Below are 12,890 nucleotides of genomic sequence, written 5' to 3'. Positions count from 1 at the left end.
CATGGATGACGAGACGGGCCCGGGCATCGACGCACCGGCGGACGACGCGTTCATCGACCACTTCACGAGTCCCATCTACGACGACCCGTCGGGCGAGTTCACGCCCTTCGGCACCGACGAGGGCGCGGACCTGCTGGCCGAGTGGGCGGCGCGCACCGACGAGCTCAGTGCCCACTCGACCGTGCGCGACCTGCTCGCCGACGCCTTCGAGGACTCGGCGGACATCGACGGCCTCATCGCCGAGATCGACGACGAGGACGGCGTCGATGCCGCGACGACGGTCGTGGGCGCCGGCTTCACGCTGCTGCGCCTCACCGGCCAAATCGACGACGAGGGCCGGACCGTCGTGCTGCGCGCGCTCGCCGCCCTGCAGAGCTTCTACGGCGAGCAGCCGGAGCTGACCCGCATGCGCGACGACCTCGAGTCGTTCCTCTGAGCGATCCCCCGGCCTCCTCAGCCCTCCTCAGACCGCCGTCCACGTCAGCGACAGCCCGCTCGGGGCGAACACCCGCGCAGCCAGTGACCCGGGCACGGGCGCGACGCCGGGCCCGCCGAGCGCGACCCACGCCGTGATGTCGTCGACGGCCTCGTCGTCGAGCACCGCCCGCAGCCACACCGGTCGCCCACCGCCCCGGCGCCCGGCCGTCGACGGCGTCACCACGACCACGTTCGACTCGTCGCAGGCGAGCAGGCACCCGCTCCGCAGCACCCGCGCGTGACCCCGGGCGCCGGCCTCGAGGCGGGCCAGCAGCCCGTCGTGGTCGACCCCCGGGTGCTTCGCCTCCGTGCCGCAGCAGCAGTCGCGGCACACGCGCACGATGCACGTGGTGCCGGAGGAGCGCTGGTATGCCGTCACGCTGCCACGGGCGGGGCGCCCCGCCTCGGCGTGTCGACCCGCTCCAGCAGCAGCCCGAGGACGAGGCCGAGGGTCAGCCACATCGTCGCGAGCTGCGCCAGGGACGCGAGCCGGAAGTCCCACAGCAGGGCCGCCGGCACGTCGGCCGGGACCGCGTCGGGCGAGCCCGGCACGAGTGCCAGGACGAGCACGACGAGCACCACCGTGGCAACGACGTCGAGCGACCACCGGGTCGACGGCTCCCTCCCGCGGGCCGCGAGGAGCCGGTCGAGCACCGGCACGACGAGCGCGATCACGACGCCGAGCAGGAGGACGACGGCATACAACGCAGTGCGACGACCGACCGTCTCCGGGTCGCCAACGGCGGGTGGGTTGGACGGGATCTTCACGGCCGGAAAGAGACTCACGGTCGCGAAGGCGATGGCGGCCAGCACCATCGAGCGTCCGAAGTCGCCACGCCCGGGCAGCCGGTCGCGCAACCGCGAGAAGACGACGGCGAACACGACGCCCACCGCGATACCGACGAGCACCGCCGTGACGGCACCACCCACGACCTGCGCCGCCCGGGAGACCAGTGGCTCGTCTCCACCGTGGGTCGCGAGACCCGACGGAGCGGACTGACCGCCGTGGAGGTCTCTCGCATCCTCGACGGCGAGGGCCCGGCGGATCACCGGCTCCACCACGAGCAGGCTCACGAGAGCGGCCGAGAGGCCTGCGGACACGCCGGCCAGGACCCCGCGCCGCAGCACGGAGCCGAAGGTCAGTTCCACCTCAGTGGCAGGGCACGCCGAGAGCGTGACGCGCGTCGTGCGTCAGCTCGTGGAGCAGCTGCGCAGCGGGAGTGCTGAGCAGCGCGCCGTTCTCCTGCGAGAGGAAGTAGAGGGTGAAGACCGCGAACGCGAGCACGGCCCAGGCCCAGACGGGCACGCGGACAGCGGAGACGGCGGGGACGGCAGCAGGTGCCGATGCAGCAGCAGTGGCCATGGCAGATTGACCCTTTCTTTCCATGCCTCGTGGACAGATCACGCCGCAGCCGGTCTCCTGGCTTCCAGATCGTCACGCCTCCCCAGCCTTCCCAGCGACCCGGTGTCCGACTTGTGTCAGACCTGCGGTTACCAGTGGCGAATGGTGGGGACTTGCTCCTTGGTCACAGTGGCGAGGACCACGTCGGAATCACACCGACTTCCCGTGCACTACGGCCCTCGCATCCTGACACAGCCGGGCTGGCTGCGCCACGGGCAGCTCACTCCCCCGGCGTGTTCCGCGTGCCCGCGTTCCGCGTGCCCGTGATCCGCGTCCCGTAGAGGTGCGACTCGACGAAGCCGTCGGTGTCGCGGGCGGCCAGCGCGCGACCGACGAGGATGACTGCCGCCTGCCGCAGTCCTGCCGCCTCCACCTGGTCGGCCATGTCGGTCAGCGTGCCGCGCAGGACGAGCTGGTCGGGCTGCTCCGCGTTGGCGACGACAACCACCGGGCAGTCGTCGCCGTAGTCGTCGACGAGCGAGGCCATCAGCTCACGGGTGCGTCGGATCGCCAGGTGCAGCACGAGCGTGGCGCGCGACCGCGCGAAGTGGGCGAGCGACTCCGTCTCGGGCATCTGCGTCGAGTCGCGGTGCGCGCGGGTCAGCACCACGGACTGGGCGACCTCCGGGACCGTGAGCTCGCGCCCTACCAGCGCTGCCGCGGCGGCATACGCCGGCACCCCGGGCGTCACGTCCCACGGCACGCCCGCGCGGTCGAGGCGGCGGGTCTGCTCGGCGATGGCGGAGTAGAGCGAGGGATCGCCTGAGCAGAGCCGGGCGACGTCGTGCCCCGACTGGTGCGCCCGCACGCAGTGCCCGGTGATGGCGTCGAGGTCGAGGTGCTGCGTGTCGACGAGCTCGGCCCCCTCGGGGCAGTGCGCGAGCACCTCCGCGCCGAGGTAGGTGCCGGCGTAGAGGCACACGTGTGACTTTCCGATGAGCCGGACCGCACGCAGGGTGAGCAGGTCGGCAGCTCCCGGGCCGGCACCGATGAAGTGGACCGTCACGGGCAGCCCTCCGAATTCCATTGTGCTGCGGGCTTTTCCACTGACCACTGTACGATGTGGCGGGCCGGCTTCCAGCCGTGGAGCGACCCGATGGTGTCGAGGTCCTCCACGGCGATCCGGGCCATCGAGCCACCGAGCCGGCGGCGGGCCTCGTGCAGCACCAGCTCCGTCTCGACGGTGACGCCGTGCACGACGAGCCGCCCACCGGACGCCAACGCCGCCCAGCAGGCGTCGAGCAGCTCGGTCGTCGCGCCCCCGCCGACGAAGACGGCGTCCGGCCGAGGCAGGGTGGCCACCGCATCGGCCGACGACGCCTCCACGACCTGCAGGCCGGGCGCGCCGAGCGCGCGGGCGTTGCGCCGCACCCGCTCGGCCCGCTCCGGGTCGCGCTCGACCGCGTGCACCTCGTTGCGCGGGTGCTGGCGGGCGAACTCGATGCCGACCGAGCCCGCCCCGGCCCCGAGGTCCCACATGACGTCCCCCGGCTGGGGGGCGAGGTGAGCCAGTGCCGCAGCCCGCACGACGCGCTTGGTCAGCTGCCCGTCGTGGTCGTATGCCGTGTCGGGCAGTCCCGGCACCAATGACCTCGCGCTCCGCTGCGGCTGGGAGTCACACTCGACGCAGACCAGGTGCAGCCGAGGGGCGGGACGGGCGTCCCAGGATGCGGCCACCCCGTCGGTGCGCGTCTCCGCCGGGGACCCCAGGTCACCGAGCACGGTGAGGCAGCTGCCGGCATACCCCTCCTCGACGAGCAGGGAAGCGACTTGGGAGGGCGCGTCCTCACCTGACGTCAGAACCACGAGCCTGGCCCGCGGCGCGAGGTGGCGGCGCAGGCTGTCGACATCACGCCCCACGAGCGTCACGACCTCGCAGTCCTCAGCGGACCAACGCATCCGCGCGCGAGCCAGCCCCACGGACGACACCGCGGGATGGACTCGCACGGCCTCCGGGCCGAGCTCCCGCAGGAGCGTCGACCCGATGCCCGACACGAGCGGGTCACCGCTCGCCAGCACGACGACGCGGCGTCCGGCGACGGCGTCCAGCAGACCGCGGAGCCCCGGCAGCAGGGGCGATGGCCAGCAGACGAGGCGACGACCGGGCAGGTCCTCGAGCATGGCCAGGTGACGCCCGCCACCCACGACCACCTCGGCCTCCTCGACGAGCCGGAGGCCGTCGGGGCCGACGGAGTCCAGTCCGGACGCACCGACGCCCACCACCTCGATCACAGCGGCGACCCTAGCGCGAGGATCCGCGGTGACCCGATATGACCGTTCCGGTCCGATACGCCCCATCTCGGCCCCATGATGTCTATCGCGCGTCCTCCGGGGAGACGGGCAGCCATCCGGGCGACCAGGGGAGGAACCACCACCATGACCGACGTCGACTCGGGGCCGCGCCGTGCCCCGGCGCCGCTGCTGACGACCAGGACCACGCACGGCGACAGCGTGTCGTTCGACGTGCCCGCCTCGTGGGTCACCATCGAGGCCATGCCGGAAGGCGGAGTCGTCGCCGCCGTCGAGCCGGACGACGCGGACCGCTTTCGCACCAACGTCGTCGTCGCCTTCGCCCCCGCCGACGGGACGCTCGCCGACTGGGCGAGCGAGCGCCTGCGCCGCGACGAGGAGGAGCTGGACGGCTATCTGCAGCTCGACCACGAGGACGTTCGCGTGGGCGGCCACACCGGGTGGCGCCGGCTGGCGACCTACTCGACGCCGGCGCGCGAGTCGGTGACCTGCGAGACGTGGTCCACCGTGGTCGAGGGCACCAGCGTCACCATGACCGCGCGGGTCGCCACGCTGCGACTGCCCGAGATGGCCGGTGTGCTCGACGCCGTCGCCGCCAGCCTCGTCGTGCACGCGGACCGGCTGGTCACTGCATGAGTGTCACCTTCGACGCAGCCTCCGCCGAGCTGCGCCTCGATGCCGACGCCTTCATCACCCTCGTCGAGTACGCCACGGACCCCGACCAGGCCTGCGAGGAGGGTGTGGACCGCCTGGTCCACGCGGGAGCCATCACGGCAGGCGCCCCGCACCCGACGCTGCGCAACGCGCTCGCCGCCGTCACCAGCTCACTCGGCTCCCTCCAGGTGCTCGTGACCTGCCCCGACGGCGTACGCCTGCACCAGGCTTGGGTGGCCCTCGTCAGCGCCGTGCTCACCGACCTCGGCGACGGCACCTACGACTTCGCCGCCGTCAGCACCGAGTTCGTGCCCGCCTCCATCGCCCACGTGACCGGCCTGCAGACCCGGCCCCCGCTTCTCGGGACCTCCGCCGTCCTCGACGAGTCGCTCCTCGACGACCTCGCCTCCAACTCCCCCCGGGCCCGCGCCGACGGCGGCGAAGCCCTCGCCGACCTGCTCGCGCCGTGGCCCTCGGCCGTCGACGCGGTGCGGGCCGGCCGGTGGACGCTGTGCGTGGTCGACATCGCCTTCCCTGCTCGGGGCCGCACCGTCGTGCGCAGACTCGCCTGGGTGGACACGGACGCCGGTGTCCTCCGGGTCGAGGCGGACGACCGCGGCCCGGTGCTCGTCCCCAGCAGCTCGACCGCCCTGTGGCGCGCGGTCGTGTCGATCCTGCCGACGGACGCCGAGACCGGGGTGGTCGTCCAGTCGGCGTGAGCCCTCCCGCACAGGGCCCCGGCCGACGTGGCAGACTGCCACCGGCGACTGGGAGAGGAATCCGGTGCGAATCCGGAGCGGTCCCGCCACTGTGAACGTCCGACCACGCGGTCGGCGCAAGCCAGGGCATCTCCCGTCGCTGGTCGTGCCCGCCGGGCGCGACCGGTCCACCGACGCGGGCGAGGCACCCGCAGGAGGCTCGCAGTCCATGCGCGACGGCTCGAACGACGGCACTGTGAACGGCTCGAAAGGCCCTGACCAGCACGCGTCCCCGCCCGACACCTTCCCCTTCTCGGCCGTCGTCGGCTCCGACGACCTGGCCCTGGCCCTCGTCCTGACGGCCGTCTCGCCCGAGGTGGGCGGCGTGCTCGTGCGCGGCGAAAAGGGCACCGCGAAGTCGACGATGGTGCGCGGCCTCGCCGCGGTGCTCCCCCGCCAGCAGGTCGTCGCCGGCTGCCGCTTCGGCTGCGCCCCCGGTGAGGGCGCCGGGTGCCCTGACGGGCCGCACGACGCCGGGACCGAGCCCGACACCCGCGCTGCCCGCCTCGTCGAGCTGCCGATCGGTGCCACCGAGGACCGCGTCGTCGGCTCGCTGGACCTCGAGCGGGCGCTGGGACGCGGCGAGACGGCATACCAGCCCGGGCTACTGGCGGCCGCGAACCGCGGGATCCTCTACGTCGACGAGGTCAACCTGCTGCACGACCACCTCGTCGACCTGCTGCTCGACGCGGCGGCGATGGGTCGCAACACCGTCGAGCGCGACGGGGTGTCCGTCTCGCACGCTGCGCGCATCGTGCTCGTCGGCACCATGAACCCCGAGGAGGGCGAGCTGCGCCCGCAGCTGCTCGACCGCTTCGGCCTGACCGTGGAAGTGGCCGCGCCTCGCGAGCCTGCCCTGCGCGCGGAGGTCGTACGCCGTCGCCTCGCCTTCGATGCCGACCCCGCTGCGTTCGTGGCGCGGTTCGAGGGCGACCAGGACGCGCTGCGCACACGCATCGCCGACGCGCGGTCACGCGTCGGTGCGGTCATGCTGTCCGACGACGTGCTGACGAAGATCGCGACCGTCTGCGCCGGCTTCGAGGTCGACGGCCTGCGAGCCGACATCGTGACCGCCCGCGCAGCCATCGCCCACGCCGCGTGGTCCGGGCGCACGACGGTCACCGTCGCCGACGTGCGGGCGGCTGCCCGGTTGGCGCTGCCGCACCGCCGGCGCCGCAACCCCTTCGACTCCCCCGGCCTCGACGAGGACCTCCTCGACCAGCTGCTCGGCGAGGACGACCCGGAGCCCGAGCCGGACCCCGGCCCGGGCGACGGCGGCGAACCCGAGGCCGCCGACGACGACGACGGCGGCGGCGGCGAGGCGCAGCCCAGCACGTCGCGCGAGTCGGGACAGCCCGAGCACCAGACGCAGCACCAGCCGGAGCCGCAGCGCGCTGAGCACGAGGCGACCGAGGCGGATAAGGCGGAAGAGGGCCAGGCGAGCGAGCCCGACGCGCCGGGGGGAGGCACCGGCGTCGCGGCGTCGGGCGTCAGCGCCGCCGACGAGCCGTATCGGGCGAAGCTCCTGCGCGCCAAGGGGATCGGCCAGGGCGACCCTGGGCGGCGGTCCGCGGCCCTGACGAGCACCGGCCGCCGCGTCGGATCGACGAGCGGCTCCACCGGGCCGGTGCACCTGCCGGCGACCATCCGGGCAGCGGCAGCGAGGCGCCCGGGGGTCTCCGACGCGAGTCGACTCCGGGTGCTCCCCGGCGACCTGCGCCGTTCGGTGCTCCAAGGCCGCGAGTCCAATCTCGTGCTGCTCTGCGTCGACGCGTCCGGGTCCATGGCCGCGCGCCGCCGCATGGAGGCCGTCAAGTCCGCCGTCCTGTCGCTGCTGCTCGACGCCTACCAGCGCCGCGACAAGGTCGGCCTCGTGACCTTCCGGGGCACGGGAGCGGAGCTCACCCTGCCCCCGACCGGGTCGGTCGACATCGCCGCACGCCGGTTGCGCGACCTGCCCCACGGCGGACGGACGCCGCTCGCGGAAGGCCTCGAGACGGCATACGACACCTTGCGTGTCGAGCGCCTGCGCGACCCGAACCGGCGAGCGCTCCTCGTCGTCGTCACCGACGGCCGGGCCACGAGCGGCACGGACGCGCTGGCCCGGGCGGCCCGCGTCGCCCGCCGGCTGCGGCACGAGGGCGTCGAGTCGGTCGTGCTGGACTGCGAGTCCGGTCGCTTCCGGATGGGCCTGGCCGCGCGGCTCGCCGAGCACCTCGGCGCCGAGCACCTGCCGGTCGGCGAGCTGGCCGCGAGCGCCATCGTCGGCGCGGCCCGCGCCGACCGGCCGACGACCGGGAGGGCTGCCTGATGCGCGGCCAGCCGACCACGGTCCCGACCGACGGGCTGACCACGCGCCAGCGCCGCAACCGGCCGCTCGTCATCGTCAACACGGGCGACGGCAAGGGGAAGTCGACCGCAGCCTTCGGCCTGGCCCTGCGCGGCTGGAACCAGGGCTGGTCCGTGGGGGTGTTCCAGTTCGTCAAGAGCGCGAAGTGGCGCATCGGCGAGCAGACTGCCGTCGAGACCCTCGCCGAGCTGCACCGCGAGACCGGCCAGGGCGGTCCGATGGAGTGGCACAAGATGGGCGCCGGCTGGTCGTGGACCCGCAAGGAGGGCACCGAGGACGACCACGCGGAGGGGGCCCGCGAGGGCTGGGCCGAGATCAAGCGCCGCCTCGCCGCCGAGACCCACGGGCTGTACGTCCTCGACGAGTTCACCTATCCGATGGCGTGGGGGTGGATCGACGTCGACGACGTCGTCGCTGCCCTGCGCGACCGCCCAGGGCACCAGCACGTCGTCATCACCGGGCGGCGGTGCCCGGAGGCGGTGCTCGACCTCGCCGACCTGGTGACGGAGATGACGAAGGTCAAGCACCCCTTCGACGCCGGCCAGAAGGGCCAACGGGGGATCGAGTGGTGAGCGAGCGCCACGGCACCCACCTGGCGCGGATCGTCGTCGCCGCGCCCGGCTCCGGGCACGGCAAGACGACGGTCGCGACGGGCCTCATGGCCGCGCTGCGTGCCCGCGGCCTCGGCGTCGCGGGCTTCAAGGTGGGGCCCGACTTCATCGACCCCGGCTACCACTCGTTGGCGACGGGCCGTCCCGGCCGCAACCTCGACCCGTTCCTCTGTGGCGAGGAGCGGGTGGCGCCGTTGCTCGTGCACGGCGCCGCCGCCGACGGACCGACGGACGTCGCCGTCATCGAGGGGGTCATGGGGCTCTTCGACGGACGCATCGGCGGGGACGGCTACGCCTCCACCGCCCACGTGGCGACCCTGACGCGGACCCCGGTAGTGCTCGTCCTGGACGTCAGCCACATGACCCGCACAGCGGCCGCGATCGTCCATGGCCTCGCCACGTTCGAGCCCGGCGTCCGGGTCGCGGGCGTGGTGCTCAACAAGGCGGCTTCCGAGCGGCACCTGCGCGAGGTGCGGTCAGCACTCGAGGCCACCGGGGTGCCGGTGCTCGGAGCCCTCCCCCGCGACTCCGGCATCGACGCCCCGTCGCGGCATCTCGGGCTGGTGCCAGCCGCGGAGCGCGACGAGGCCGTCGCGTCCGTGCGGCTCCTCGCCGAGCGCGTGGCCGAGCACATCGACCTCGATGCCGTGCTGTCGGTCGCGCGGTCCGCGCCGGCGCTCGACGCGCCCGCGTGGGACGCCGCCGCGGCGCTCGGCGATGCAGCCCGGCCGGTCCGCGGGGGGAGTCGCCCTCGCGTGGCCGTCGCCGGGGGGCGCGCCTTCACCTTCCGCTACGCCGAGACCGACGAGCTGCTGCGCGCCGCCGGGCTCGAGCCGGTCGTCTTCGACCCGCTGCACGACCGGTCGCTGCCCATCGGCACCGCCGGCCTCTACCTCGGCGGTGGCTTCCCCGAGGTGCACGCCGCGCAGCTCTCGGCGAACGTCGCGCTCCGAACCGACCTCCTCGAGGCCGTGCGTTCCGGGCTGCCGACGGTTGCCGAGTGCGCCGGACTGCTCTACCTGTGCGAGTCGGTCGACGGCCACGAGATGGTCGGCGTCGTCCCGGCTGTCGCGGCGATGGGGCCGCGGCTGACGCTCGGCTACCGCACCGCCATCGCGCCGTCCGACTCGGTGCTCGGGGTGGCTGGCACTCGGGTGACCGGTCATGAGTTCCACAGGACCACCGTGAGCACTGGGGTGCGGCCGAGCACTGCGGCGTGGCTGCTCGACGGCTCGCCCGACGGCTTCGCGCTCGACCTGGCCGGCACCGGCCGCGCGACGTTGCACGGGTCCTACCTCCACACGCACTGGGCCGGGCACCCCCGGCTCGCCGCGCGCTTCGCCGACGCCGTGCACGCGTATGCCGTCACCCCCGCGTCCGACCGGAGGGCGTCGTGAGCGTCGGGGCGGGTCCCGTCGACCTGCACCACCACGGCGACCGCGACGTCGCGCCCGGCCTCGTGGACCTCGCCGTGAACGTGCGGTTGCCCGCGCCGCCGCCGTGGCTCGGCGACGTCATCGCGCAGAGCCTGGGCGACCTCGGCCGCTACCCCGACTCCACCCCGGCCGTCGAGGCGATCGCCGCGCGGCACGGCGTCGACCCCGAGTGCGTGCTGCCGACCGCCGGTGGGGCCGAGGCATTCACCCTCGTGGCCAGGGCCCTCGAGGGCGACCGGCCGGTCGTGGTGCACCCGCAGTTCACCGAGCCGGAGGCAGCGCTGGCTGCCGCCGGTCGCCGGGTCGAGCGCTGCCTGCTGCGCCGCCAGGACGGTTTCCGGCTGGACCCCGCCGTCTTCGGCCGGAGCGGCGAGCACGCCGGCGCCGACCTCGTCGTCGTCGGCAACCCGACCAACCCGACAGGGGTGCTGCACCCGGCCGGCGACCTACGGGCCCTGCGCCGCCGCGGACGGGCCGTCGTCGTGGACGAGGCCTTCATGGACGCGGTGCCGGGTGAGACGGAGTCGCTGGTCGGCCCCGACCTCGAGGGGCTGCTCGTCATCCGCTCCCTGACGAAGACCTGGGGCCTGGCCGGACTGCGGGCCGGCTACGTCGTCGGCGACCCGGCGCTCGTCGCCGCGCTGCGCACCGTCCAGCCGCCGTGGTCGGTGTCCAGCCCCGCCGTGGCCGCCACGGTGGCCTGCCTGTCGAAGCGCGCCGTCGCGGAGGCCGAGGCTGCAGCCGTGGCGTACGCCCGCGACCGCGACGTCCTCCTCCGGGAGCTCGCCACCGTCGGCCTCACCACCGCAGCGCCCTCGGCCGCTCCCTTCGTCCTCGTCGACACGAGCCCGCTCGGTGCGGGGTCGGTGCGCGAGGACCTCGCCCGGCTCGGGTTCGCCGTGCGCCGCGGCGAGACCTTCCCGGGGCTCGGCCCGACCTGGATCCGCCTGGCGGTCCGTGCGCCGGAGACCTCGCGCGCCGTCGCCTCGGCGCTCGACCACCTGAGGAGACTGCGTCGTGTCGCCTGAGCTGAGCTTCGCCGGCCTGTCCGTCCTCATCGCGCGCGTGGCGCCGCACTCGGTGGCGACGGTGCACGCCCTGCTCCGCGACCGGGCCCGGGTGACGGTCGCGGCCACCGTCGAGGACCTGCCCACATCATTGCGCGACCTCGCCGAGAGAGGTCTCGTCACGCTCGCCGCGGACGCCGACCCCGGGGACTACGACGTGGTCCTGCGTGCCGACGTCTCGACGTCCCCGGCGGCGCAGCCACAGCCAGAGGAGCGATCCCCGGCGGGACCGGGCGCCTCGACGGCCGGCACGGTCACGCTCCTCGGTGGCGGCCTCGGCGACCCCGGTCTGCTGACCGTGGCCGGCATCGAGGCGATCCGGCAGGCCGACGTCATCGTGCACGACCGTCTCGCGCCGCTCAGCGCCATGCGGCACGCCCGCGACGACGTGCACGTCATCGACGTCGGCAAGATCCCGCGCGGCGACTTCACCCCGCAGGAGCGCATCAACGACCTCCTTGTCGAGCACGCTCTCGCAGGCCGGAACGTGTTGCGCTTCAAGGGTGGCGACAACTTCGTCTTCGGTCGCGGCGGCGAGGAGGCCGAGGCCTGCACGGCGCGCGGCATCCCGGTCGTCGTGATCCCCGGCATCTCGTCGAGCATCGCCGCACCCGCCCTGGCCGGCATCCCGGTCACGCACCGCACCCTGGTGCAGGGCTTCACGGTGGTCAGCGGGCACGTGCCGCCTGGTGACCCGCGCAGCACGGTCGACTGGGGCGCCATCGCCCGCAGCCGCACGACGATCGTCGTGCTCATGGGCGTCGCGACGCTGGCGGCCATCGCCGAGACGCTCGTCGCCGAGGGCCTGCCGGCCACGACACCGGCGGCCGTGGTGGCTGACGCCGGGCTGCCGAGCATGCGTACGGCCCGAGCCCCGCTGTCGCAGATCGACGCCACCGCACGGCGCGAGCGGCTCGGGGCGCCCGCCGTCGTCGTCATCGGCGAGGTCGCCGCGCTCGACGTCCTCCGATGAGCCGCGCCCTGGGGCTCGCACTCGGCTGGGCGCTCGACCAGGCTGTCGGTGACCCGCGTCGCTGGCACCCGGTGGCCGGGTTCGGCTCTGCCGCAACGGCCCTCGAGAAGCGGACGTATGCCGTCCGGCGCGCCAGCGGCATCGCCCACGTCGCGCTGCTGGTGGGAGCGGCAGCCGGCCTCGGGGTCCTCGCCGAGCGATCGACCCGGCGCGACGGCGTCGCCCACACCCTCGTGACCGCCGCCGCGACGTGGGCCGTGCTCGGCGGCCGGTCGCTCACCCGGGAGGCGGCAAGCATCGACGACCAGCTGCGGCGTGGTGACCTCGAAGGCGCCCGGGTCCAGGTGCGCAACCTCGTCGGTCGGGACACGACGTGCCTGGACGCCGACGAGGTTGCTCGCGCCTGCATCGAGTCGCTCGCCGAGAACACGTCGGACGCCGTCGTCGCACCGCTCCTCTGGGGCGGACTGCTCGGCGTGCCTGGGCTGGTCGGCTACCGCGCGGTCAACACGCTCGATGCCATGGTCGGTCACCGAAACGACCGGTACCGCGAGTTCGGCTGGGCCGCAGCCCGACTCGACGACGTCGTCAACTGGGCGCCGGCCCGGGTCTCGGCGGGGCTGGGCCTGCTCGCTGTCGGATCATGGGGCCGGGCAGCCCAGGGCTGGGCGGCGATCCGCCGGGACGCGGCAGCGCACCCGAGCCCGAACGGCGGCGTCGTCGAGGCGGCCTTCGCGGGCGTCCTCGGCATCCGGCTCGGCGGCTCCAACGTCTACGACAACCAGGTCGAGGACCGCGGCACGCTGGGGGACGGCCCGCCCGCCCGGGCACAGGACATCGCCGCAGCCACGCGCCTCGCCCGCCTGGTCTCCGCCGGCTCCCTTGCCGTCGCGATCAGCCTCACCCTCGCCC

14 protein-coding genes and 2 riboswitches are annotated in these 12,890 nt (G+C 74.3%); of the genes, 9 read left to right on the top strand and 5 right to left on the bottom strand.

The window, feature by feature from the left end; all coding sequences use genetic code 11:
• Position 1: 1 nt before the first annotated feature.
• Positions 2–436, top strand: a complete 435-nt coding sequence (locus AC3WRT_RS17855) for a hypothetical protein (protein WP_492724293.1) — start codon at positions 2–4, stop codon at positions 434–436.
• Between the two features lie 27 nt (positions 437–463).
• On the opposite strand, the gene AC3WRT_RS17850 is transcribed toward AC3WRT_RS17855, so the two are convergent.
• From AC3WRT_RS17850 to cbiE, 5 genes are all read right to left on the bottom strand, one after another.
• The gene (locus AC3WRT_RS17850; protein WP_492724291.1) at positions 464–856 is read right to left on the bottom strand and encodes a hypothetical protein; all 393 of its coding nucleotides are present in this window, start codon (positions 854–856) and stop codon (positions 464–466) included.
• The gene (locus AC3WRT_RS17845) at positions 853–1,626 is read right to left on the bottom strand and encodes a CbtA family protein (RefSeq protein ID WP_492724290.1); all 774 of its coding nucleotides are present in this window, start codon (positions 1,624–1,626) and stop codon (positions 853–855) included. Before AC3WRT_RS17845 ends, AC3WRT_RS17850 begins: the two co-directional genes overlap by 4 nt.
• Before the next feature lies 1 nt (position 1,627).
• Positions 1,628–1,840 (bottom strand): CbtB domain-containing protein, encoded by a 213-nt coding sequence (locus AC3WRT_RS17840; protein WP_492724288.1) that lies wholly within the window; start codon positions 1,838–1,840, stop codon positions 1,628–1,630.
• Between the two features lie 30 nt (positions 1,841–1,870).
• A riboswitch (cobalamin riboswitch) is annotated at positions 1,871–2,069 on the bottom strand.
• A gap of 30 nt (positions 2,070–2,099) precedes the next feature.
• Complete coding sequence (locus AC3WRT_RS17835; RefSeq protein ID WP_492724286.1) at positions 2,100–2,885, bottom strand: cobalt-precorrin-4/precorrin-4 C(11)-methyltransferase; 786 nt, start codon at positions 2,883–2,885, stop codon at positions 2,100–2,102.
• Positions 2,882–4,111, bottom strand: coding sequence for a precorrin-6y C5,15-methyltransferase (decarboxylating) subunit CbiE (gene cbiE / locus AC3WRT_RS17830; RefSeq protein ID WP_492724284.1), 1,230 nt, complete (start codon positions 4,109–4,111; stop codon positions 2,882–2,884). The genes AC3WRT_RS17835 and cbiE overlap by 4 nt, the downstream gene beginning before the upstream one ends.
• A gap of 144 nt (positions 4,112–4,255) precedes the next feature.
• Between cbiE and AC3WRT_RS17825 the strand changes: the two genes are divergently transcribed.
• The 8 genes from AC3WRT_RS17825 to AC3WRT_RS17790 all read left to right on the top strand — a co-directional run.
• Positions 4,256–4,765 (top strand): DcrB/PsbP domain-containing protein, encoded by a 510-nt coding sequence (locus AC3WRT_RS17825; protein ID WP_492724282.1) that lies wholly within the window; start codon positions 4,256–4,258, stop codon positions 4,763–4,765.
• Positions 4,762–5,502 carry a hypothetical protein gene (locus AC3WRT_RS17820; RefSeq protein ID WP_492724280.1) on the top strand — a complete coding sequence of 247 codons (741 nt, stop codon included), beginning with the start codon at positions 4,762–4,764 and terminating at the stop codon, positions 5,500–5,502. The genes AC3WRT_RS17825 and AC3WRT_RS17820 overlap by 4 nt, the downstream gene beginning before the upstream one ends.
• Before the next feature lie 31 nt (positions 5,503–5,533).
• A riboswitch (cobalamin riboswitch) is annotated at positions 5,534–5,654 on the top strand.
• A gap of 56 nt (positions 5,655–5,710) precedes the next feature.
• Positions 5,711–7,852, top strand: a complete 2,142-nt coding sequence (locus tag AC3WRT_RS17815; protein WP_492724278.1) for a VWA domain-containing protein — start codon at positions 5,711–5,713, stop codon at positions 7,850–7,852.
• Positions 7,852–8,463, top strand: coding sequence for a cob(I)yrinic acid a,c-diamide adenosyltransferase (gene cobO, locus AC3WRT_RS17810; RefSeq protein WP_492724276.1), 612 nt, complete (start codon positions 7,852–7,854; stop codon positions 8,461–8,463). The genes AC3WRT_RS17815 and cobO overlap by 1 nt, the downstream gene beginning before the upstream one ends.
• Positions 8,460–9,899, top strand: a complete 1,440-nt coding sequence (locus AC3WRT_RS17805; RefSeq protein WP_492724274.1) for a cobyrinic acid a,c-diamide synthase CobB — start codon at positions 8,460–8,462, stop codon at positions 9,897–9,899. The genes cobO and AC3WRT_RS17805 overlap by 4 nt, the downstream gene beginning before the upstream one ends.
• Positions 9,896–10,966, top strand: a complete 1,071-nt coding sequence (gene cobC, locus AC3WRT_RS17800) for an Rv2231c family histidinol phosphate aminotransferase CobC (protein ID WP_492724272.1) — start codon at positions 9,896–9,898, stop codon at positions 10,964–10,966. Before AC3WRT_RS17805 ends, cobC begins: the two co-directional genes overlap by 4 nt.
• A complete protein-coding gene (gene cobA, locus AC3WRT_RS17795) occupies positions 10,956–11,978 on the top strand; it encodes a uroporphyrinogen-III C-methyltransferase (RefSeq protein WP_492724270.1) in 1,023 nt (340 codons plus the stop codon). Before cobC ends, cobA begins: the two co-directional genes overlap by 11 nt.
• Positions 11,975–12,890, top strand: a 916-nt coding sequence (locus AC3WRT_RS17790; protein WP_492724268.1) for a cobalamin biosynthesis protein, incomplete at its 3' end; no start/stop codon positions are given. The genes cobA and AC3WRT_RS17790, both read left to right, overlap by 4 nt.

The sequence above is a fragment of the Terrabacter sp. FW104-15G4B genome (assembly GCF_058790095.1).
Note: the sequence above shows the minus strand (reverse complement) of the source record. Positions and strands in the feature narration are given on the sequence as shown.